This is a genomic window from Bacteroides ihuae (assembly GCF_900104585.1).
Classification (GTDB): Bacteria; Bacteroidota; Bacteroidia; order Bacteroidales; family Bacteroidaceae; genus Bacteroides; species Bacteroides ihuae.
This window is the reverse complement of the sequence record NZ_FNVX01000004.1, coordinates 735147-758034: the sequence shown is the minus strand read 5'-3', so window position 1 is coordinate 758034 and position 22888 is coordinate 735147. Positions and strand designations below refer to the sequence as shown.

16 protein-coding genes and 2 pseudogenes are annotated in these 22888 nt (G+C 40.1%); 13 read left to right on the top strand and 5 right to left on the bottom strand.

Going from position 1 to position 22888, the window contains the following annotated elements:
- Positions 1 to 11: 11 nt before the first annotated feature.
- Genes BQ5338_RS03930 through BQ5338_RS03920 form a run of 3 tightly spaced genes read right to left on the bottom strand, consistent with a single transcriptional unit; the run spans position 12 to position 5807 of the window.
- Positions 12 to 1391 (bottom strand): TolC family protein, encoded by a 1380-nt coding sequence (locus BQ5338_RS03930; RefSeq protein ID WP_071145489.1) that lies wholly within the window; start codon positions 1389 to 1391, stop codon positions 12 to 14.
- Complete coding sequence (locus BQ5338_RS03925; RefSeq protein ID WP_071145488.1) at positions 1388 to 4582, bottom strand: efflux RND transporter permease subunit; 3195 nt, start codon at positions 4580 to 4582, stop codon at positions 1388 to 1390. The genes BQ5338_RS03930 and BQ5338_RS03925 overlap by 4 nt, the downstream gene beginning before the upstream one ends.
- A gap of 25 nt (positions 4583 to 4607) precedes the next feature.
- Complete coding sequence (locus BQ5338_RS03920) at positions 4608 to 5807, bottom strand: efflux RND transporter periplasmic adaptor subunit (protein WP_071145487.1); 1200 nt, start codon at positions 5805 to 5807, stop codon at positions 4608 to 4610.
- A 367-nt stretch (positions 5808 to 6174) separates the two neighbouring features.
- Here BQ5338_RS03920 and BQ5338_RS17185 point away from each other — a divergent pair.
- The 4 genes and pseudogenes from BQ5338_RS17185 to trxB form a co-directional block, all read left to right on the top strand.
- A pseudogene (locus BQ5338_RS17185) lies at positions 6175 to 6939 on the top strand (DNA translocase FtsK 4TM domain-containing protein); the annotation flags it as partial.
- Positions 6940 to 7086: 147 nt separating this feature from the next.
- A pseudogene (locus tag BQ5338_RS17180) lies at positions 7087 to 8628 on the top strand (DNA translocase FtsK); the annotation flags it as partial.
- Positions 8629 to 8646: 18 nt separating this feature from the next.
- Complete coding sequence (locus BQ5338_RS03910) at positions 8647 to 9288, top strand: outer membrane lipoprotein periplasmic chaperone LolA1 (protein WP_071145485.1); 642 nt, start codon at positions 8647 to 8649, stop codon at positions 9286 to 9288.
- A gap of 19 nt (positions 9289 to 9307) precedes the next feature.
- Positions 9308 to 10252, top strand: a complete 945-nt coding sequence (trxB, locus tag BQ5338_RS03905; protein ID WP_071145484.1) for a thioredoxin-disulfide reductase — start codon at positions 9308 to 9310, stop codon at positions 10250 to 10252.
- Between the two features lie 312 nt (positions 10253 to 10564).
- Here trxB and BQ5338_RS03900 read toward each other — a convergent pair whose 3' ends face one another.
- Both BQ5338_RS03900 and BQ5338_RS03895 read right to left on the bottom strand, forming a co-directional pair.
- Positions 10565 to 13003, bottom strand: coding sequence for a glycoside hydrolase family 20 protein (locus BQ5338_RS03900; RefSeq protein ID WP_071145483.1), 2439 nt, complete (start codon positions 13001 to 13003; stop codon positions 10565 to 10567).
- A gap of 40 nt (positions 13004 to 13043) precedes the next feature.
- Positions 13044 to 13745, bottom strand: coding sequence for a Crp/Fnr family transcriptional regulator (locus tag BQ5338_RS03895; RefSeq protein WP_071145482.1), 702 nt, complete (start codon positions 13743 to 13745; stop codon positions 13044 to 13046).
- Positions 13746 to 13984: 239 nt separating this feature from the next.
- On the opposite strand from BQ5338_RS03895, the gene BQ5338_RS03890 reads away from it, so the two are divergent.
- From BQ5338_RS03890 to BQ5338_RS03850, 9 genes are all read left to right on the top strand, one after another.
- Entirely contained in the window at positions 13985 to 16171 is a 2187-nt protein-coding gene (locus tag BQ5338_RS03890; protein ID WP_071145481.1) for a DUF5686 family protein, read from the top strand.
- Between the two features lie 47 nt (positions 16172 to 16218).
- Positions 16219 to 16920 (top strand): SIMPL domain-containing protein, encoded by a 702-nt coding sequence (locus BQ5338_RS03885; RefSeq protein WP_071145480.1) that lies wholly within the window; start codon positions 16219 to 16221, stop codon positions 16918 to 16920.
- A 113-nt stretch (positions 16921 to 17033) separates the two neighbouring features.
- Complete coding sequence (rpsA, locus tag BQ5338_RS03880; RefSeq protein WP_071145479.1) at positions 17034 to 18842, top strand: 30S ribosomal protein S1; 1809 nt, start codon at positions 17034 to 17036, stop codon at positions 18840 to 18842.
- Positions 18843 to 18968: 126 nt separating this feature from the next.
- Entirely contained in the window at positions 18969 to 19883 is a 915-nt protein-coding gene (locus BQ5338_RS03875) for a ribonuclease Z (RefSeq protein WP_071145478.1), read from the top strand.
- 112 nt (positions 19884 to 19995) lie between these two features.
- Positions 19996 to 20304 carry a T9SS type A sorting domain-containing protein gene (locus tag BQ5338_RS03870; RefSeq protein ID WP_071145477.1) on the top strand — a complete coding sequence of 103 codons (309 nt, stop codon included), beginning with the start codon at positions 19996 to 19998 and terminating at the stop codon, positions 20302 to 20304.
- 51 nt (positions 20305 to 20355) lie between these two features.
- Complete coding sequence (locus tag BQ5338_RS03865; protein WP_071145476.1) at positions 20356 to 20907, top strand: RNA polymerase sigma factor; 552 nt, start codon at positions 20356 to 20358, stop codon at positions 20905 to 20907.
- Between the two features lie 56 nt (positions 20908 to 20963).
- The gene (locus BQ5338_RS03860) at positions 20964 to 21332 is read left to right on the top strand and encodes a hypothetical protein (protein WP_071145475.1); all 369 of its coding nucleotides are present in this window, start codon (positions 20964 to 20966) and stop codon (positions 21330 to 21332) included.
- Between the two features lie 23 nt (positions 21333 to 21355).
- Positions 21356 to 21817 (top strand): hypothetical protein, encoded by a 462-nt coding sequence (locus tag BQ5338_RS03855; protein WP_071145474.1) that lies wholly within the window; start codon positions 21356 to 21358, stop codon positions 21815 to 21817.
- A 145-nt stretch (positions 21818 to 21962) separates the two neighbouring features.
- A complete protein-coding gene (locus BQ5338_RS03850) occupies positions 21963 to 22886 on the top strand; it encodes a CsgG/HfaB family protein (RefSeq protein WP_071145473.1) in 924 nt (307 codons plus the stop codon).
- Positions 22887 to 22888 lie beyond the last annotated feature (2 nt).

Sequence of the window (22888 nt, the reverse complement as noted above, 5' to 3'; positions counted from 1 at the left end):
ATGGTTCAACATTATCTTCCTCCGCCTAATGCGTAGTAGAGGTTCACAACAGCTTGCATACGACTGAAGTCGTTAGACACTTTTGAGAGTTCGGCGCTAAGCAATGATTTCTGAGCGGTAAGCACTTCCAGATAAGTTGAAGATCCTAAAGAAAATAGTTGTTGCGTATAATCTACAGCTCTTCCCAGTGCTTTAATTTGGTTTTCTTCTAATCCACTTCTCTCTGTCGCCGATTGATATTGCACCAATGCGTTGCTCACTTCACTTCCTGCGCTAAGCAAGGAATATTGGAAACTGAGTAAAGCTTCTTCCTGTTGTGCTTTAGCCACTTTTAAGCTAGCTCTCAAGGCTCCTTTTGCAAAGATTGGCTGCGTCAGTGAACCAACAGCAGAAGCAATCATCTTGCCCGGATTTACAATAGCTGATCCGGCACTGTTTGTCCATCCCAAAGCTCCGGTCAGGGTAAGACTTGGATAGAAAGCCGAGCGAGCTTTATTTGTTGTATAATAAGCCGTAGCCAGCGCCATTTCGCTCTGTTTTACATCCGGACGGTTAGATAGTAACTGTACCGGAATACCTGTAGCTAAATGTGTAGGCAATGTTTGTTCCTCCAGTTGACCACGATCAAGAGTTTGTGGCACCTGTCCTAATAGCAGTGAAAGAGAATTCTCCGTTTCACGAATCTGTCTGCGCAGTTCGGGCAGAGAAGCCAATACACTATAATAGTTTGCTTCAGTAGAGGCAATACCCGATTCGTTTACAGCACCGATCGTCATTAACTTTCTGGTAATGTCTACGCTATGCTTCCAATTTTCGGCTGTTTGTGTACTAATATCCAACTGACGATCTAACATCAATAAGGTATAATAGGTATTAGCTATATTGGCTATCACTTTCGTACGTACAGCTTGTTGGTAGGCTTTGGTTTGTAATAAAGTTGCTTTTTGGCCACGTTCGGCATTCAGCAATTTACCAAACAAATCTATCTCCCAACTTGCTACAACAGGCAACGTATAGGTTTGAGTTGCTTTAGCGTGGTCAAAACTAGATACTGTTCCTTCCGGTGCAAGAGAAAAAGAAGGTAAGAAAGAGAGCTTTGCTGAAGTCAGCATGGCTTCCGCTTCTTTAACTTTTAATGTTGCAGTCAGCAGATCAGTATTGTTATTCAATCCCATTTCAATCAATGATTGAAGCTTAGGATCAGTGAATACTTCTTTCCATGGTAAATTTCCCATGTTAGTTGTATCGCTCACCGCTAGCGTGTCATTGACAGAAGCTGTATCTCTATACAATCCGCTTGTCTTTATGTCAGGGCGGTCATATGATTTGTAGATGTGACAACTGCTGAACAGAGCAGTTGTACACATCAGAAATATTATCTGTTTTTTCATTTCTTATTATCCTCTTTATGAAGGTTTGTATATTGTTCAAGTTCCGCTTTAATGGATTTCTGATCTCCATCTTCCCAATGAAGAGGTTTGATTTTCTCTTGAATTGATTCAAAGATTACGAATAGTATCGGAACGATAAATATCTGGCAAATCATACCTATAAACATACCACCTACGGCACCTGTACCCAATGAACTGTTACCGTTGGCACCAACTCCGGAAGCAAACATCAGCGGCATAAGTCCGATAATCATAGCCAGAGAGGTCATCAAGATAGGGCGAAGACGAGCAGCGGCCGCAAGTACGGCACTCCAGGTTATTCCCATTCCCGTCTTCCTTCGTTCAAGAGCAAACTCTGTAATCAGGATGGCATTCTTGGCGAGCAGTCCTATTAACATGATTAACGCAATCTGGAGGTATATATTGTTTTCTATCCCCATGAGATTGGCAAAAATAAATGTTCCGGCCAACCCAAACGGTAATGAAAGAATAACCGTTAGCGGTAGGATGTAACTTTCGTACTGGGCACTCAAGATGAAGTATACAAACAGGATACAAAGAGCAAATACGATTGCTGTTGAGTTGCTTGAACTTTGCTCAGAACGAGTTAGTCCGGCGAATTCATATCCATAACCTGTAGGAAGTGTTTCTGCCGCTACCTCTTGGATGGCCTTGATCGCATCACCAGAACTGTATCCATCCGCAGCGGAACCGTTTACACCCATTGAGGTAAACATGTTGAAACGGGTGATATTCTGTGGTCCGTATACCTTAGTCAGCGTCATGAACTCAGTGATAGGAGCCATTTCACTTCCATTTCTTAAATAGATATTTTTAAGACCCTCAGGATTGGTTCGATAATTGGCATCAGCCTGAATCATAACACGATAAAGTTTACCGTATTTATTAATGTTAGATGCATACAAGCCGCCATAGTAACCCTGAAGGGTTGTTAATACATCATTAGGACTGATACCTGCCTTTTTACATTTGGCCACGTCCACATCCACCAGATATTGTGGGAAGCGCGGGTCGAATGTACTTTGTGCTGCCGCAATTTCAGGTCGTTCTTTCAACTTGGTCAAGAAATTCTGAGTAATACCAAAGAATTTGTTTACGTCTCCACCTGTCTTATCTTGAACACTAAACTCGAAACCATTGGTCGCACTAAACCCTGAAATCATAGGAGGCGCAAATATTAGAATCTGGGCATCTTTTATCGTTGAGGTTTGGGCATAAAGCAGACCTATTACAGAATTAGCATCTTGTCCTTTCTCTTCTCTTTCAGACCAGTTTTTCATTCTGCAGACAAATGTTCCGTAGGGACTTCCCTGACCCGCAAGAAAACTATAACCCATTATTTGTGCTCTAAATTGGATCAACGGGTTTGCTGCCAATAGTTTATCCACTTCTGCCATGGTAGCTTCCGTTTTCTCTAATGAACTTCCCGGAGGGCAGCTTACTGTAATAAAGAATGCTCCGGTATCTTCATTTGGAACCAGTCCGGTAGGCGTTTTAGCCATCAGAATAGCAAGTAAAGCAGTTGCTATCACCACTGTACCCAGAGAAAGCCATTTACGCTTGATGAAGAACTGAACACCTTTCTTGTATTTGTTCAATGTAACATCGTAAGCGGCATTGAATGATTGGTGAAAACGGTCTACAACACTTAGTTTCTTACCTTCCTCATCTTTATGAGGTTTCAATAGGATAGCACACAAAGCCGGGCTCAATGTCAATGCGTTTAGCGCAGAAATAAAGATTGCGATGGCCAGCGTTATACCAAACTGCGTATAGAATACGCCCGATGTACCTCCCATAAAGGTTACCGGAATAAATACTGCCGCCATTACCAACGTAATAGATACAATGGCACCTGAAATTTCACTCATCGCATCGATAGAAGCGATACGAGCCGATTTATATCCTTGGTCCAACTTGGCATGGACCGCCTCCACCACCACGATGGCGTCATCGACCACTATGGCAATGGCGAGCACTAAGGCGAAGAGTGTCAGCAAGTTGATACTGAATCCAAATATATAGAGGAAGAAGAACGTTCCGATTAATGATACCGGCACGGCAATAGCCGGAACCAATGTCGAGCGGAAGTCTTGTAAGAAGATATATACTACAATGAATACCAGCAAAAATGCTTCAATCAGCGTTTTGATAACCTCTTCAATGGAAGCATAAAGGAAGTCGTTGGTGTTCATCATTTCGTCGCACTTCACTCCGGGAGGGAAATCCTTCTCTGCATTTTTTAGCGTTTGCTGTATGTCTTTGATGATTGCAGTCGCATTTGAACCGGCTGTTTGATATACCGCACAAACTACACCCGGTGTATTGTTCACTGCTGTTTTAACCGAATAGCTTAAAGCATCCAGTTGGACTCTTGCCACATCTTTTAAACGAAGCATCTCTCCATTTGCAGAAGCTTTAATAATGATATTCTCGTATTCAGAAACTTCTTTCAAACGTCCTTTGTATCTCATGGTATACTGGAACGATTGATTTCCGCTTTCACCAAACTGACCCGGTGCTGCTTCGATATTCTGTTCGGCAAGGGCGGCAGTCACATCGCTAGGAATCAATTTGTATTGTTTCATCACGTCTGGTTTCAGCCAGATACGCATGGAGTAGGTACTTCCACCAAATGCTTGAGCACTACCTACACCTGGGATACGTTTGATTAGGGGAAGGATGTTGATATCGGTATAGTTCTGCAAGAACGCTTCGCTGTATCGATCATCGACGCCGTGCACACCGAAGATAACCAACATACTGCTTTGCCTTTTTTCTGTCGTAACACCTACCTGAACAACCTCGGAAGGCAATAGGTTGGTGGCCGAAGAAACACGATTCTGTACGTTGACAGCAGCCATATCAGGATCTGTTCCCTGTTTAAAATAAACAGTTATGGATGCACTACCACTATTACTTGCTGTAGAAGTCATGTAGGTCATGTTTTCCACACCATTAATAGATTCCTCGAGTGGAGCAATCACACTATTCAGTACAGTCTGCGCGTCAGCACCCGAGTACGTTGTACTTACTACGATAGTAGGCGGTGCTATATCCGGGTATTGTGTGATGGGTAGCGATACTAATCCTAGTATACCCAGTATCACAATCAGGATAGAGATAACCGTGGATAATACCGGGCGGTTTATAAATTTATCTAATTTCATGATTATATCTTAACTAATTAACTAATTACTTTTTCGCACCCATTCCAGCACCCATTTGAGCAGCTTGTTCTTTCTTTGTTGCTGATTGAGCTTCAGTGATTGGTTTGATTTGCATGCCGTCTTTTAATGTAGAAACACCTTCAACAACAATACGGTCTCCTGCTTTGAGTCCTGATGTAACCAGATATTCTTTTCCATTGTCCAAATCACCTACTTCAACCAGAGTATTGACTACTTTATTATCGGCACCTACAACAAATACATATTTCTTATCTTGAACCTCAGTTGTTGCCGATTGTGGAATCAGAATAATATTATCTGATTTATAAGGAATGATTATAGAACCTGAACCACCACTCTTCAACAAATGAGTAGGGTTTTTGAATGTAGCACGCATACTTACTGAACCGGTTGCTTGGTCAATTACACCGCTTACCGTTTCAATCTTACCTGTTTCACTATAAATAGATCCATCTGCGATCTTCAATTGTACGTCAGGGAAGCTTTTTAGTATTTCTGCAGTGTTTCCACTTTTGCGGGTTAAACCCATCAGCTGTTTCTCTGTCATAGAGAAGTACACGTACATCTCATCAATATTTGATACCGTAGTAAGAGGAGTTGCAATAGAAGCACTCACTAGACTACCTACACGATAAGGAATTGATCCTACTACTCCGTTAGATGGACTCGTAACGTTTGTAAATGAGAGGTTCTGGCGGGCAGTGATTAGTTGTGCCTGTGCCTGACTTAAATTGGCCTCTTTCGTTATTAAATCGTTTTGAGCCATCTGGAGTTCATAACTGCCAATGATTTTTTGCTCAAAAAGGTCTTTTTTGTTTTTTGCCGTAAGCTTAGAAGTAGACACAGCCGCTTTTGCTACATTTACAGATGCTTGGGCTTGTTGTACTGCTGCTTTGTACTGCACAGGGTCTATAACAAATAGCATCTGTCCTTTGCGTACTACAGATCCTTCATCGACACCCAGTTTAGTGATGAATCCAGAAACTTGAGGTCTGATCTCAATATCTTGCTTACCTTCAATTGAAGCCGGATAAGAACTTTGAAGTTCAGTATTTGTCGTTTGCAGGGTTTTAACTGCGAACTCTTGATCTCCTGCCATGCCTCCTCGCTGCTTATTACCGCAGGATGCTAATGAAACACATAGAGCAAGCATACTGATTTGCAATGCTCTGGTAGTAAGGGAACGATTAATCTTAGTCTTCATACTTTGTAATGTATAGTTTTGTAATAGTTACGATAAAAATAATAACGTAATTTTGTTTATTTGTGTTTATCAAGAATAGCAAAAAATTAACTTAGGCCGAATTTGTACAATGAAAGAAAACTATTTTCCTTATTTTAGTTTCTCGCGCAAATGTAACAAGAAAAATGGTATAACTGTTACTTTACAGCTCATATTATTAAGTTTTTTTGTTCTTGATTAACCACTATATGTTTTTTGCAGGCTCTTATGATCTATAATGGTTACAGGCCGCCTTCTTTAGTTTTACTTTTATTTTGTTCAATGCACAAATAATTGCCGATTTTTGTCTAAGTTTGCAATCTAAATCCGTTGTTTAAGTATTTTATTTATGGCAAAAAAGAACTCTGAAAAAGAAGCTCAGAATGTGGCTTCAGCCAATAAAATAGTGTTATTTATCAAAAATGAAACTATTCACTTCGTTATCGGACTGGTATTGGTTATATTTTCTGTCTATTTATTGTTGGCCTTTTCTTCTTTTTTCTTCACCGGAGCGTCAGATCAAAGCATTATTGATGGCGGAACTGCTCAAGAATTGGCTTCAGTAAATAATCATGTGAAGAACTATGCAGGCTCTCGCGGAGCCCAATTGGCTAGTTATCTTATTAATGATTGTTTTGGTGTTTCTTCTTTCTTCATTCTGGTTTTTCTGGGAGTAACCGGACTCAAATTGATGCGCGTACGTGTGTTCCGTTTGTGGAAGTGGTTTATAGGTTGTTCTCTATTACTCGTTTGGTTCTCTGTTTTCTTAGGCTTTGTGCTTATGGATCAATACAAAGATTCATTTGTTTACTTTGGTGGGATGCATGGATATAATGTGAGCAATTGGTTGATTTCTCAAGTAGGAATACCCGGTGTGTGGATGATTCTTTTGGTTACCGCTATTTGTTTTCTTATTTATCTAAGTGCACGTACTATTATATGGATACGTAAATTGATGACATTGAGCTTCATCAAAAGGCAAGAGAAAAATCATCCTAAGGAGGAATTGGAGGATGAGGAGCCCAAGCGGGATTTTACTAATCCGCAACCCCAGACTGTGGAGTTTTCAGTCAATAAAACGTTTAAGCAAGACTTGCCTCACAAGGAAGTGGAAGTTGTATCTCCTACTAAAGACATCGTTGAAGAGAAGAATGTTATACCTGAAGCGTTGGGGATGACTTTTGAAAAGACACTGGTTGATGTATTGCCTGAAACCAAGAGTGGAGACCCTGATTTTCAGATAGATACTACGGTTAATGAGGATGATGAAGCTTATCAGGGTCCGGAGAGAGAGCTTTATAATCCAAAGCTTGATTTGGAAAACTATCACTTCCCCACTTTTGAATTAATGAGGAAGTACGACAATAGCAATGAGCCTACCATTGATATGGAAGAGCAAAAAGCTAATAAGGATCGTATCATCAATACGCTGCGTAGCTTTGGTATTGAAATAAATTCCATCAAAGCAACTGTAGGTCCTACGGTTACGCTTTATGAAATTACGCCCGAACAAGGAGTACGTATCTCTAAGATTCGTGGTCTGGAAGATGATATCGCGTTGAGCTTGTCTGCCTTAGGTATTCGTATTATCGCTCCTATTCCCGGCAAAGGTACTATTGGCATTGAAGTGCCAAATTCAAATCCGAAGATTGTTTCCATGCAATCGATTATCGGTAGTAAGAAGTTTCAAGAATCGACCTATGATCTGCCAATCGCTTTGGGTAAGACGATTACCAATGAAGTATTCATGGTCGATCTATGTAAGATGCCTCACGTGTTGGTGGCTGGTGCTACGGGGCAAGGTAAGTCAGTTGGTCTGAATGCCATTATCACTTCTTTATTATACAAAAAGCATCCGGCCGAATTGAAGTTTGTATTGGTAGACCCGAAGAAAGTTGAATTCAGTATTTACTCCGTTATAGAAAATCATTTCCTGGCTAAGCTACCTGATGGGGGAGAACCTATTATCACTGACGTGACCAAGGTGGTGCAGACTCTCAATTCTATTTGTGTAGAGATGGACGGTCGTTATGACTTGCTAAAGAAAGCGCATGTGCGTAATATTAAAGAGTATAACGAAAAGTTTATTAATCGTAAGTTGAACCCAGAAAAAGGGCATAAGTTTATGCCTTACATCGTGGTGATTATTGATGAGTTTGGTGATCTGATTATGACTGCCGGCAAAGAGGTAGAGTTACCGATTGCCCGTATTGCTCAGTTGGCTCGCGCCATTGGCATCCACATGGTTATTGCCACGCAACGTCCTACCACCAACATCATAACGGGTACCATTAAAGCCAACTTCCCTGCCCGTGTAGCATTTCGTGTATCTTCTATGATGGACTCACGAACAATCCTCGACCGCCCGGGAGCTAATCAGTTGATCGGGCGCGGTGATATGTTGTTCCTTCAGGGTGCTGACCCTATTCGCGTACAATGTGCATTTGTCGATACTCCTGAGGTGGAAGATATTACTAAATATATTGCTCGCCAACAAGGATATCCTACAGCGTTTTATCTGCCTGAGTATGTTACTGAGGATGGTGGAAGTGATTTGGGTGATGTGGATATGGGTCGACTTGATCCGCTTTTTGAAGATGCGGCGCGTCTGATCGTTGTTCACCAGCAAGGTTCCACTTCGCTCATCCAGCGTAAGTTCTCTATTGGTTATAACCGGGCAGGGCGAATCATGGATCAATTGGAAAAAGCAGGCATTGTTGGCCCGAGTGAGGGTAGCAAGGCTCGCCAAGTGCTCTGTTTGGATGATAATGATTTGGAGATGCGTTTGAACAATTTGCAATAATAAGCCGTTTATACAGCAATGAAAAAATCCATTTTTACACTATTGATGTTTTTACTTTTTGGCATGCAAACTTTTGCTCAACAAACAAAAGCGAAGGAAGTACTTGACAAAACAGCAACTAATTTCCGCCAAGCCGAAGGAATAAAGGCTGAGTTTGAGATTAAATCTTTTAGCAAAGGGCACTTAGCAGGGCAGGCCAGCGGAGTGATTCAGATGAAAACAGATAAGTTTCTGTTGAAGACAAAAGAGTCTACTATTTGGTTTGACGGTAAAACGCAATGGAGTTATATTTCCGGAAGTGAAGAGGTTAACGTTAGTAATCCTACAGCGGAAGAACTTCAAGGGATGAATCCTTATACCTTATTATATTTATATAAGAAAGGTTATTCTTCAAAGTTGGGAGCGACGAAGACTTTTCGAGGAAAGCAGGTTTATGAAGTTGTACTGACTGCTACTGCTAAAAACAAGAATTTGACGGGCGTTGTACTCTATGTTACTAAGGACTCTTATCAACCCCTGTACATCATCGCGCAACAAAAAGATAAATCTCGCAGCGAGATTACGGTGACTGCTTATCAAACCGGCCAAAGGTTTGCTGATTCTCTTTTTGTATTCAATAAGAAGCAGTACCCTAATACGGAAATTATTGATTTAAGATAAAATAGATAGAATAAAAGATATGAAAACAGAAAAAGTAAGATGCCTGATCATCGGTTCAGGCCCTGCAGGCTATACTGCTGCAATTTATGCGGGACGAGCTAATTTATCTCCTGTACTCTATGAAGGATTACAACCGGGCGGACAGTTAACCACTACCACTGAAGTTGAGAATTTCCCCGGATATCCGGAAGGAATTACCGGCCCCGAGTTGATGGAAGATCTTCGCAAACAAGCTGAACGCTTTGGAACAGAAGTACGCTTTGGTATTGCTACGGCTGCCGACTTGAGTGCTTCACCTTATAAGATCACGATTGATGAAGAAAAAGTGATTGAAGCTCAAACGGTGATTATCTCGACTGGTGCTACTGCCAAATACTTAGGACTGGATGACGAAAAAAAATATGCCGGAATGGGTGTCAGTGCTTGTGCTACTTGTGACGGATTCTTCTATCGTAAGAAGGTGGTTGCTGTTGTTGGTGGGGGTGACACGGCTTGTGAAGAAGCAATCTATCTTGCCGGATTGGCCTCGAAAGTTTTCCTGATTGTTCGTAAATCTTTTTTGAGAGCTTCTAAAATTATGCAAGATCGTGTGATAAATCACGAAAAGATTGAAGTTCTTTTTGAGCATAACACGCTTGGCCTTTTTGGAGACAATGGGGTAGAAGGAGCTCACATGGTTAAGCGCATGGGTGAAGCTGACGAAGAGCGTTATGATATAGCAATTGATGGTTTCTTCCTGGCTATTGGACATAAACCAAATTCGGAGATCTTCAAACCTTATGTAGAAACGGATGAAGTGGGATACATCATCACTGAAGGGAACTCACCCAGAACCAAAGTTCCGGGAGTCTTTGCTGCAGGTGATGTGGCTGATTCCCACTATCGTCAGGCAATAACTGCTGCCGGTAGCGGCTGTAAAGCTGCAATGGAAGCAGAACGTTATCTTTCAGAGAAAGGGTTATAAAACTCTTAGATAGAACAATATAAAAAAAGGCTTATCACAGTTTCGTTTGTGATAAGCCTTTTTTAGTTTCTCGGTTGTTCTATCTGATGATGGTGTGAATTGTTTACGTTTTATACGTGCTGAATAGAGTTAACTAGTTCAGCGTGGTGAATTAACTACTTCACCGTGCTGAACTAGTTAATTCACCACGCTGAATTAACTAGTTCAGTAACCCCCTCTCACAAAGCCTGTGGAGGGGGATTACTGATTATCTTAAAAATTTACATATTGGATTGTTGAGAGCCTTTTTCTCTTCTCTTGAAACATGCAGAGCTAGTACACCTCTACTTCGTCGATGTATAAATCTGCCGGAACGGTCTCCTCAGGCGTATCCTTTCTACAATCTATTCCGTTTCGTAACGTCCCTCCGCTTTTGATTGTCAGCTTGATGTAGCGGGCTTCGGTAGGTGCAAATATAAGAGAATCGGTATAAGCTTTCCTTCCATTTTTAGGCAATTGTCGGCGGAAGTTTTCTATAGCTACTTTTCTATACTCTATGCCGTCACTCGAAATCTCGACTATCGCTTTGCTTGCCGGTAGCACTTTAAATGCAGGATTGAACAGAGATCCAAAGACAACCTTGCTCACTGTTTGCGTTTGCCCTAAGTCGACCGAGAAAACAATCTCATGATTGCACGCGTCATTCATCTTGAAACTCGTCCAAGGAGTATACGAAGCATTGTTGCCCCGTTTGCCATTTGTGAGCCCTAAAGTGGTGTGGTCTGCGCCTAATACATCATTCTCTCCGAACACATCCCCGGTTAACCATCCGGCTTGAGGAGTAACAACGTATTTCTTTCCGCTGATTAAATTTCCGTATAAGACTTTTGAACAAACTTTTCCAAGTCTCTTTTCGCCTTTGAACGCAGCCGCCCGCAGGTTCATATTTCCGTTGAGAGCAAATGGACCTGTGTATCGTGATGACTTGATGCTAGGCTCTTTTCCGTTTATCGTATATCGTATTTCTGCATCGGGTGAGTAAGTCTCTAACGTTACTTTTAAAACATTGTCGCTATCTACATGGGTGTTAATGTTCACCTCAAAAAAGTTGCGGCAGGCTTTCACGTTCATCACATCCATTCGTTGAAAATCACCCGCCATACGTTGGCAGAAACCATTCCAGTTTTTATTTTTATCGAGCGTCCAAGCTGTTTCCGCTATGGCAACTGCTCGTGGAAATGCCTGATAATCTCTACGTTCGTTCGTTTGCATGTATTCAGTCCATATATTGCCTTGCAAACCAATAACGTGTTTCTTTACTAGTTCATCAGCATCTTCGGGCACCGGATTGTAGCTATATGTTTTCTTTAATGTTGTATATCCTCCAATGGTGGTTGGCGCAAATTCCGGATCTTCTTGGTAACTATCCAGATAAACATAAGCACCGGGTGTCATAATGGCATCATGACCGGCTTTTGCAGCGTTCATTCCACCTTCCACTCCGCGCCACGACATCACCGTTGCATTAGGGGCCAATCCGCCTTCCAGAATTTCATCCCAACCAATAATATTTCGTCCTTTGCTATTGATATACTTCTCCATTCTAGTGATGAAATAGCTTTGAAGCTTTTCTTCCTTTGAATGTTTTCTCCCGTCTACAAGGCTGGGGATGGAGTCATCTCGAAGTCCCAATTCCTTTATCAGCGCCTGACAATGTTCGCTTTTTACCCAAGCTGTTTTGGGACATTCATCTCCACCGATGTGTATGTATGGGCTGGGGAAAAGTTCCATTACTTCATCCAAGACTCCTTCCAAGAACTTGAAAGTCGCCTCTTTGGGACAATATACTTGTTCGAAAACGCCCCAAGTTTCAGCTACTTTATACGTGCTATCCGGCGTGCATGATAGTTCCGGATAAGAGGCTATTGCGGCTAGTGCGTGCCCCGGCATCTCTATTTCCGGAATCACCGTGATGTACTTACTTGCCGCGTAAGCTACGATGTCTTTAATTTGTTGTTGAGTGTAGTATCCGCTATGTTCCTTACCATCAAATACTTGCGGATAGTTCTCAAAATAGTACCCTACAAGAGTTTCGTCACGTTTAGAACCAATCTCAGTAAGTTTAGGATATTTTTTTATTTCGATTCTCCAGCCTTGGTCTTCTGTTAGGTGCCAATGGAAAGTATTCATCTTGTGGGCTGCCAACATATCGATGAACTTGTAGATGTATTCTACGGGTGAATAGTGGCGGGCAACATCCAGCATGAGTCCCCGGTAAGAGAAGCGTGGTGCATCTTCTATCTCCACTGCAGGGATCGACCAATCTTCTTGTGCCATGTGTTTATTGCCATACACAGAAGGAGGCATGAGTTGGTATATTGTTTGTAAAGCATAAAATAGTCCGTTCGCTTTTGATGCTGCTATATTTATGGCTTTAGGAGATACGTTTAGTTTGTATCCCTCGTTGGCGAATCCGGGTTGTAGATTGAATTCAATGCTTGGCGTCTTTGAATCTTTTTTCTTCGCATATTGCAATGAGATTCCGCTCGTGATTTTTATACGAGCTATCAGACTATCAGTGATTGATTTCACCTCCGGTAAATCGGGGGTGATGACAACTACTTTATTCGTTAATTGGAAACGGCCTTTTTGAGGGGTGAGCTTGTTGGGTAATGGAACGAGATTATACTCATTCACTACTTCTTTTGCCTGACTGTATTCGGGGGTCATGAACAGACAGAACAGAAGAAGGAAATAGATTCCTTTTTTCATGGTACAAAATTGTGTTAAGTAATAATTGTAAATGTAAGACTTATCCTATCTTACTTATTTTCTTCATTTTCTCTTCATCTATAATTTTAATTTTTCTTCCGTCAATGGTGATTAAGCGCTCTGTGGCAAATTGTGATAGTGTACGGATCGCATTAGAAGTTGTCATGTTTGAAAGATTAGCTAAATCTTCACGCGAGAGATAGATACTTAGCGTGGAGCCATCTTCTTCGAGGCCGTAGCTTTCTTTTAAGAACAAGAGAGATTCGGCTAGTCTTCCCCGAATGTGTTTCTGAGTAAGGTTTACAGTTCTTTCATCAGCAATACCTAAATCTTTGGATAATTGGTTGATAAAAAATAGACCTAAGTTGTTATTTTGTTCGATGAGAGTTATGACTGCGCTCATCGGTATCAGGCATATTGTGGAGGGTTCAAATGCAGAGGCAGCAGTGAGGTAGTCCTCTTTGGCAAAGTAAGCACGGTACCCGAAATATTCTACAGGTTTTATCATTCTGATAATTTGGCTTCGTCCACCAACTCCGTCTTTGTATACTTTTACTTTTCCGTTCAGAAGGCACATCAAATGTGTTGGGGCTTCGCCTTCACAATAAATAGTCTCGTTTTTTTTATAATTTTGTAGAGTAAAATTGCTGGCCAAGAACTCTCTCTGCTCAGCATTTAAAGGAGCCCACATTTCGGCTATATAATCTTGAACAACTATGTCTGACAAATTCATCTTTACCATGAGTGCTGCAAAACTGTGTTATAAAGCACAAATGTAAGAAGAAAAAATGAAAAGAATTAATAAAGAGAGAAAAGATTATTCAATAAACGTATCATTTTGTACAATCTTTCCATCTGAATATCAGTGGGTAAATAGAATCATCTAGGCTTCATTATTATTAAAAAAGCATGTATTAACAGAATTGAAAAAGTGTTTTCGGCTATTTTTTCTATATTTGTCAAAAACAAAAGCATTCTCGATTGAAGCAATATATACTTATATGGATTTACTTTTCCTCTCTGTTCTTCTTTTCTCAAAGGAGTATGGCTGTCAATGCGTCTTTTCCATATCAACCCAAAGTCGTTTCGGTTGATTCCGTTTTAGATAAATTGATGCTTTATGCTCCATTTTATGAAAAAATAATAGGTGAATATAAGGCCGACTTATATCTTAAGAGGAAAGTTTATACTAAAAAGAAAAATCTACTGCTTCGTTTTGTTCCATCCATGGGAAAAACGGAAAAATACGTACGCAAATATTTGATGGAGTCATATAGTGAGTTGCATTTCACCGCTCCTAATATCTATGATCAAAAGTTAAAGGCCTGTTTTGGAACCAACAAGAAGCCGGAGGATATAAGTGGAGATGTTTTTGATTATTTTCATATCCATATTTATTCGGCTACTTTATTGCATAAGAAATTACTCTCTCCACTTGCCCCTAATGGGCGGAAATATTATTCCTATAAGATTGACTCTGTTTTGGTTAATTCGCGCGGAGAAGTTAGCTACAGGATCGAGTTTGCCCCTAAAAATCCGAGTTATCAGTTGGTTCATGGATATATGATCTTGAGTAATAATGTGTGGAGTGTGAGAGAGATTTATTTTGCAGGCAGATCAGAATATCGTTTTTTTGATAACCTTATAAAGATGGGTGACGTGGGTGCAGATAACGAATTTCTTCCGGTTCGCTATGATGTAAACACTACTTTTCGCTTTCTGGGAAATGTGGTTGAAAGTAACTATACTGCATTATTAAACTATCAATCAATTCAATATCAACAAGTGCAGCATAAATATAGGAGAGTAAAGAAGGTTTATGATCTATCGGGATCGTATACTTTACAGTGTGACACGAACTCTTTTAATGCAGATAGCTTGCCATTAAACAAAATACGTCCGATCAAATTGTCGGATGAAGAAGCACAGCTATATAAAGAAGCTGAATCACGTAACGATACAATGATACATCATCTTCCGTTTGAAACTAAAAGGTGGGCGATGTTTGGAGAAACGGGAGATGCGCTAACGAGTAACTATTCCATCAACCTTTTTCGCATGGGAGCTGTCAAATGTTCCCCGTTGATTAATCCTTTTCTACTGAGTTATAATGGAACTGATGGAGTTTCTTATCGCCAGGCTTTTAAATATAATCGTCTTCTTGTGGGCGATAGACTGCTTAGTGTTGTTCCAAAGGTGGGTTATAACTTTAAGCAGAAGGAGGTTTATTGGTCTGTTAATTCCGATTTTGATTACTGGCCACGCAAAAGAGCGGCAATACATCTAAGTTTTGGTAATGGTAACCGAATCTATAGTAGTGATGTGCTTGATGAGTTAAAAAATATTCCTGATAGCGCGTTCGACTTTAATAAAATTCAGTTAGCTTATTTCCGTGATTTATATTTGAATTTTAATCATAGCCTTGAGATAACGAACGGATTAACTTTGAGTTTAGGTATTTCGACTCATAAGAGAAGTGCTATCAAAAATTCAAATCTTGCTCCAATTGACTCTTTGGCCCCTGAAGCTAAGGTTAAAAATGTATACGTCAGTTTTGCACCCAGAGTGAGGTTGGATTGGACACCAGGCCAATATTATTATATGAATGGTGACCGAAAGATAAATCTTCATTCAGATTATCCTACATTCTCGGTCGACTGGGAACGTGGACTCAAAGGTGTTTTTAATAGCTCCGGACAATATGAGAGACTTGAATTAGATATTCAGCATCAGCGTTCCATCGGTCTAATGCGAAGCGTCTACTGGCGCTTTGGCTGTGGCACATTTACGAATCAAAAACAGACGTATTTTGTCGACTTTACTAATTTTACTAAAAGTAATCTTCCGGTAGGTTGGAATGATGATATTGGCGGAGTTTTTCAATTGCTTGACAGGCGCTGGTATAACTCTTCGAGCAGATACGTTAGAGGGCATTTTACTTATGAATCGCCTTTTTTAATACTACCTCGTGTTGTGAAGTATTCTCGTAATATACTCAACGAGCGTTTGTATGCAAGTTTTCTGGTGGTGCCGCATATAAGACCCTATTTAGAGTTTGGCTATGGCATTGGTACACACATCTTTGATTTAGGTGTATTTCTAAGTAGTGTAAATGGCTCATTTTCTGAAGTGGGTTGTAAATTTACTTTTGAATTATTTAATCGTTAATCAGGTGATTTTTTTATATATTTATTTATCTTAAAATAGAATGCGAAATGAAAAGTTGGAGAATTGAAGCATTGCTTCTGGCTATTGGTTTATTCTTGGTTGGATATCAAATTAAAACCGGTATAAACGCGTTTAGAGACAAAGATCGTGTTGTAGGTGTAAAGGGACTTGCGGAAATGGAAGTTCAGGCTGACAAAGTAATTTGGCCCTTAATGTATAAAGAATTGGGTAATGATTTACTTGTGCTTTACAATACAATGAGTGCTAAGAATAAATTGATTGTTTCCTTCTTGAAAAAGAATGGTATCGCAGAAGAAGAAATAACGATTGTACCTTCTGAGATTCTTGATATGCAAGCTGATAGATATAGCTCGACTCCTTCTCCTTATCGATATAATGCGACTTCTGTAATAACTGTAACGTCAAATAAAGTGCTCAAAGTGCGTAAGCTTATGTCTGAGCAGTCTGAATTGCTGAAACAAGGTATTGCCATTGCCGGAGGTGATTATCGTTACAATGTGGTCTATGAATTTACCGGACTAAATAAAGTGAAACCTGCGATGATAGAGGAGGCAACCAAAAATGCTCGAGTAGCAGCCGACAAATTTGCGCACGATTCAGATAGCGAGTTGGGGAAGATCAGAGATGCTTCACAAGGGCAATTTTCGATCTCCGATAGAGATGCGAACACTCCTTTTATAAAGAATATCCGTGTAGTAACCACAATAAACTATTATTTGAAGAACTAATTTCTCGGAATCCTTTGTCTATCAACGAAATAAATATTATCTTTGCGCCCGATTTAGAGTTTATTCAAATATAATGTCTTATTCAATTAAAGTTTTTTAACGATTAATTATTAATGGAAAATTTAAAAAACATTGCACCGATTGAAGATTTCAATTGGGATGCGTATGAAAACGGCGAGACCTTTGTTGGTGCTAGCCACGAAGAGCTTGAGAAAGCTTACGATGGTACGCTTAACAAAGTAAATGACCAAGAGGTTGTTGACGGTACTGTAATTGCGATGAACAAACGTGAAGTTGTTGTTAACATCGGTTACAAATCAGACGGTATCATTCCTTTGAATGAGTTCCGTTACAATTTGGATTTGAAGGTTGGTGATACTGTAGAAGTATACATCGAAAACCAAGAAGACAAAAAAGGACAATTAGTATTGTCTCACAGAAAAGCTCGCGCTACTCGTTCTTGGGATCGCGTTAATGCTGCTCTGGAAAATGAAGAAATTATTAAGGGATTCATCAAATGCCGCACTAAGGGTGGTATGATTGTTGATGTATTCGGCATTGAAGCTTTCTTGCCGGGTTCTCAAATTGATGTTAAACCTATCCGCGATTACGATGTATTCGTTGGAAAGACAATGGAATTCAAAGTGGTTAAAATTAACCAGGAATTCAAAAACGTTGTTGTATCTCACAAGGCTCTTATTGAAGCTGAGTTGGAACAACAGAAGAAAGAAATTATCGGTAAGCTTGAAAAAGGTCAAGTTCTTGAAGGAACAGTTAAGAATATCACTTCGTATGGTGTATTCATCGACCTTGGTGGCGTAGACGGTTTGATTCACATCACTGATCTTTCTTGGGGCCGCGTAAGCGATCCAAAAGAAGTGGTTGAACTAGACCAGAAGTTGAACGTTGTTATTCTTGACTTTGATGACGAGAAGAAACGTATTGCTCTAGGTTTGAAACAACTTACTCCACATCCATGGGATGCTCTTGATCCTAACATGAAGGTGGGAGATAAGGTTGCCGGTAGAGTTGTTGTTATGGCTGATTACGGCGCATTTATCGAAATCGCTACAGGCGTTGAAGGTTTGATTCACGTATCAGAAATGTCTTGGTCACAACATTTACGTTCTGCTCAGGACTTCATGAAGGTTGGCGATACAGTGGAAGCTATAGTATTGACTCTTGATCGTGACGAACGCAAAATGTCTTTGGGCATCAAGCAATTGAAACAAGATCCATGGGAAACTATCGAAGAAAAATATCCTGTAGGTTCTAAACATACTGCAAAGGTTCGTAACTTTACTAACTTTGGTGTATTCGTAGAAATCGAAGAAGGTGTAGACGGATTAATCCATATTTCTGATCTTTCTTGGACTAAGAAGGTGAAACATCCATCTGAATTTACTCAGATTGGTGCAGATATCGATGTTCAAGTTTTGGAAATCGACAAAGATAACCGTCGTTTGAGCCTTGGCCACAAACAACTTGAAGAAAATCCTTGGGATGTATTCGAAACAGTATTTACTGTAGGTTCAGTACACGAAGGAACAATCATCGAAATGCTTGATAAGGGTGCTGTTGTAGCTCTTCCTTATGGCGTTGAAGGTTTTGCTACTCCAAAACATTTGGTTAAGGAAGACGGAGCTCAAGCTCAACTTGACGAAAAAATGGAGTTCAAAGTGATTGAATTCAACAAGGATGCTAAGAGAATTATTCTTTCTCATAGCCGTATCTTTGAAGATGTTGCTAAGTCAGAAGAGAGAGCAGAAAAGAGAACTGTGACTAAAAAGTCTAATGCTTCTAATAACAATAATAAGAAAGAAGAATCAGCTTCTCCTATCCAGAATCAAGCTGCTTCTACTACTTTAGGCGACATTGACGCTCTTGCTGCTTTGAAAGAACAAATGGAATCAGGAAAGTAAAACGCTTTTCAGATTTTAATATACTGTATAAAAAAGCTGTCGCTCGTGAGCGGCAGCTTTTTTTGTTCTTTATGCTCTTGTTTGTGTCTCTTTTCTTTTACCTTTGTTTCCTTTAGAATTGAAATTATGGAAAAGTTTGAATTACATATTCTTGGTTGTGGTTCCGCACTACCTACCACAAGGCATTTTGCTACATCACAAGTAGTCAATATGCGGGATAAACTTTTTATGATTGATTGTGGAGAAGGCGCACAAATGCAACTTCGCAGATCACGATTGAAGTTTACGCGTTTAAATCACATCTTTATCTCTCACTTGCATGGCGATCATTGTTTTGGATTGTTTGGACTGATCTCTACTTTTGGCCTTTTAGGGCGTACTGCCGAACTATGCATACACTCTCCGAAAGGGCTGGAAGAATTGTTTGCTCCAATGCTTGGCTTTTTTTGTCGTAACCTGTCTTATAAAGTGACGTTCCAGGAATTTGATACAAAGGAGCCCTCTTTAATCTATGAGGATCGCTCTGTTACTGTTACGACCATTCCTTTGCAACACCGTATTCCCTGTTGTGGCTTTCTGTTTTCAGAGAAGCCGGGGTTCCACCATATTATTCGTGAAATGATTGATTTTTATGAAGTTCCACTCTACGAAATTAATCGTATAAAGAATGGGGCCGACTATGTAACTCCCGAAGGGGTTGTTGTGCCCAATGCTCGTTTAACCACAGCTCCGGATCCTGTGCGCACGTATGCATATTGTTCTGATACCATCTTCCGTGAAAAGATCATTGAACAGGTCAAAGGAGTTGATTTACTTTTTCATGAAGCAACGTTTGCACAAAGTGAACTGGCCCGTGCGAAGGAAACCTTTCATTCTACAGCAGAACAAGCTGCCTTTATAGGCAGAGAAGCCGGAGTGAAGAAGTTGGTGATCGGTCATTTCTCGGCCAGATACGAAGATGAAGGACTTTTACTCCGTGAAGCATCAGCCGTTTTTCCGTCAACAATACTGGCTAAGGAAGGACTCTGTATTCAGGTATAGAGTTGCATTGTAAGCTTTTGAGGCTGTTTCTCGTGTTAAAAGATTGAAAATTAGACTATTTAACGGCATAACGATGTATATTTGTCAGTAATAGTAAAATCAATAGATGTATATGAAAAAGCTAATTTCATTCATTTTCTTATTTAGCTTTCTGTTTTTTTCTGTAGCATTAGCCAAAGAGGAGCCCAGACAACAATCTGCTAAAGACTCGCAGTCCCCGATTGTTCTTAGTGTGATGGGAAAAACGCTTCATGTACAGAATGCAGAACCCGGTTCTTTGATGGAGATATATGACGTTGTCGGAATAAAGGTTGTTTCAGTTCGTCTGGATGCTGCCGATAAGACGATGGCCCTAAAACTGTCTAAAGGATATTACATTTTAAAAGTATCGAATGTAGTAAGGAAGATCGTCATAAAATAACCTTCAAGATACTAGTAAAATGACATGTGACATGCGAAGAATGCTGAATCTATGAATTCTTATAGTGAACGAGAAGTACTGGCACTTCTTCAAGAAGAAAGCACCCAGAAAAAAGGCTTTGAAATGATTGTGACAGAATATAGCGAGCAGCTATATTGGCAGATCAGACGTATGGTACTTTCTCATGATGATGCTAACGATATACTTCAAAATACATTTATTAAAGCTTGGACTAATATTGACTACTTCCGTGCGGAGGCAAAGCTTTCTACCTGGCTCTATCGCATTGCGTTCAATGAATGCCTTACCTTCCTGAATAAACAGCGTGCGGCAAATACTGTAGATATTGATGATCCTGAGGTTATGCTTGATCAGAAGTTGGAAAGTGATCCTTATTTTTCAGGCGATCATATTGAGTTGTTGCTTCAAAAAGCTCTTCTTTCTTTGCCCGAGAAACAACGCTTGGTTTTTAACTTGAAGTATTATCAAGAAATGAAATATGAAGAGATGTCGGACATTCTCGGCACATCTGTGGGAGCTTTGAAAGCATCTTATCACCATGCGGTGAAGAAGATCGAAAAGTTTTTAGAGGAAACTGATTAAACCTTTTAAGTAATAGAGTATCTAAAGAATATAGATAGAGAGAAGGAGGATAAAGAATGAAAGAAGAAGATAAAATATTGAGAAAAGTGGGCACGGATAACCATTTTACGGTTCCCGAAGGTTACTTTGAGAATCTTACTTCAGAGGTGATGAATAAGCTTCCGGAAAAAGAGAAGTCTGCGTTTACGTTCAAGGAACCTACCAAATGGGACAAAGTAAAACCTTGGTTGTACATGGCAGCTATGTTTATTGGAGCTGCCCTCATTATTAGAGTTGCGTCAGGCAACAAATCAGTAGAAGATAAAGCGATAGCCGCCGAAACAGAGACAACAGAACCTGTTTCCGATCAATATATTGATGCAGTACTCGATCATTCGATGATGGATGATTACTCTTTATATGTTTACCTAACGGATGCAGAATAAATAACGAAACGGATTGAGATAAAATGAAAAAACTGATTATTCTATTATTTTTATTTAGTGTGTCTGTCTCTCATGCTTGGGGAGTAGAAGATAATGATCAGCGCCTTACTCCTGATGAATTTAAAGCAAAACAACAAGCTTTTATTACAGAAGATGCCGGCCTAACGAATGAAGAAGCGAATGCTTTCTTTCCCGTTTATTTTGAGTTGCAAGACAAAAAGAGAGATCTCAATGATCGCGTATGGAAGCTGTTTCGCAAGGGTAAAGACCCCAAAACAACGGAAGCTCAGTATGATGAAATTATAAGTAAAATATACGATTTGCGAATTGCTTCCGATAAACTTGAAAAGTCTTATTTTCAGCGATTTAAGGGCATCTTACCTTTTCGGAAGATATACTTGATTCAAAGGGCCGAGATGCGCTTTCATCGTGAGTTATTAAAAGGAATGAACAGAAAAGGAGAAGGGCCGAAAGGAAAAGATTAACTCTTCATATTACGAAATAAAAAAGCCGGAATGCATTTCCGGCTTTTTTTATGCCTTCTCCTCTCTTTTTCTTAGAAAGATTCGGATATATGGAATTTATATATTTATTTTGTTAGTGTAATAACTATTCTAAAAATAAAAACGTATGAAGAGGTATTTTTTTATTCTATTGTTCATTTGTCTTGCCGCTGGAATACAAGCACAACGTAAAGTTGTTGAAGTAGAATCTGCGACATCGCAGACGGATACGGGTAAAGCCCTAAAGCGTAAAGTGGCTATTGGGCGTTTCTCTAATGAAACTCAATATGCCAAGGGTTTATTTTATGACAAAGAAAACGATCCGATGGGTAAGCAGGCGCTCGATATCTTATCGGCTAAGTTGGCTGCTTCCGGAAAGTTTCTTCTTCTGGAGCGCAACGATATGAGTAAACTTCTTGCTGAAGCCAGTGCTTCTCCGGATGGTTTCCAAAAAATCGGGGCCGACTATATGATTATTGGCTCTATCACTCAATTCGGACGTAAGAACATCGGTGATGTGAAAATCTTTTCTACCACAAAAACTCAGATGGTAGAGGCTGCCGTAAGTATTCGTTTGGTGGATGTATCTACCGGGTTGATCATCTATTCGGATGAAGCCAAAGGAGATGCCGAACTGAAAACGAAATCGACAATGGGTGTTGGCGGGCGAGCTGATTTTGATGCTACCCTGAGCGACAAAGCTATTTCGGCAGCCATCTCTCAGTTGGTAGAGAATATCATTAACAAGTGTACCAATAAACCTTGGAGAGCTTATTTCCTTTCTGATGATGCCGACGGAATTATTGTGTCGGGCGGAGCAACACAAGGCATTTCAGCAGGAGATGTTTTTGCCGTGAAGACAAAGGGTAAAACGGTGAAGAATCCTCAAACAGGAATTAATATTGAACTACCCGGCAAAACGGTAGGCAAAGTGGAAGTCCTTTCTGTGGGTGGAGATACTCCCGAAACAGAGTATTCCATTGTTAGTCTCAAAGAAGGAAGTATAGACGGAACAAAATTGCAGGACTATTTTATAGAGGAGATTAAATAATG

What these genes read in the sequence shown, in the direction of transcription:
- BQ5338_RS03930 (WP_071145489.1), bottom strand. Translation starts at nt 1,391, where the DNA reads ATGAAAAAACAGATAATATTTCTGATGTGTACAACTGCTCTGTTCAGC.
- BQ5338_RS03925 (WP_071145488.1), bottom strand. Translation starts at nt 4,582, where the DNA reads ATGAAATTAGATAAATTTATAAACCGCCCGGTATTATCCACGGTTATC.
- BQ5338_RS03920 (WP_071145487.1), bottom strand. Translation starts at nt 5,807, where the DNA reads ATGAAGACTAAGATTAATCGTTCCCTTACTACCAGAGCATTGCAAATC.
- BQ5338_RS03910 (WP_071145485.1), top strand. Translation starts at nt 8,647, where the DNA reads ATGAAAAAATCCATTTTTACACTATTGATGTTTTTACTTTTTGGCATG.
- trxB (WP_071145484.1), top strand. Translation starts at nt 9,308, where the DNA reads ATGAAAACAGAAAAAGTAAGATGCCTGATCATCGGTTCAGGCCCTGCA.
- BQ5338_RS03900 (WP_071145483.1), bottom strand. Translation starts at nt 13,003, where the DNA reads ATGAAAAAAGGAATCTATTTCCTTCTTCTGTTCTGTCTGTTCATGACC.
- BQ5338_RS03895 (WP_071145482.1), bottom strand. Translation starts at nt 13,745, where the DNA reads ATGGTAAAGATGAATTTGTCAGACATAGTTGTTCAAGATTATATAGCC.
- BQ5338_RS03885 (WP_071145480.1), top strand. Translation starts at nt 16,219, where the DNA reads ATGAAAAGTTGGAGAATTGAAGCATTGCTTCTGGCTATTGGTTTATTC.
- rpsA (WP_071145479.1), top strand. Translation starts at nt 17,034, where the DNA reads ATGGAAAATTTAAAAAACATTGCACCGATTGAAGATTTCAATTGGGAT.
- BQ5338_RS03875 (WP_071145478.1), top strand. Translation starts at nt 18,969, where the DNA reads ATGGAAAAGTTTGAATTACATATTCTTGGTTGTGGTTCCGCACTACCT.
- BQ5338_RS03870 (WP_071145477.1), top strand. Translation starts at nt 19,996, where the DNA reads ATGAAAAAGCTAATTTCATTCATTTTCTTATTTAGCTTTCTGTTTTTT.
- BQ5338_RS03865 (WP_071145476.1), top strand. Translation starts at nt 20,356, where the DNA reads ATGAATTCTTATAGTGAACGAGAAGTACTGGCACTTCTTCAAGAAGAA.
- BQ5338_RS03860 (WP_071145475.1), top strand. Translation starts at nt 20,964, where the DNA reads ATGAAAGAAGAAGATAAAATATTGAGAAAAGTGGGCACGGATAACCAT.
- BQ5338_RS03855 (WP_071145474.1), top strand. Translation starts at nt 21,356, where the DNA reads ATGAAAAAACTGATTATTCTATTATTTTTATTTAGTGTGTCTGTCTCT.
- BQ5338_RS03850 (WP_071145473.1), top strand. Translation starts at nt 21,963, where the DNA reads ATGAAGAGGTATTTTTTTATTCTATTGTTCATTTGTCTTGCCGCTGGA.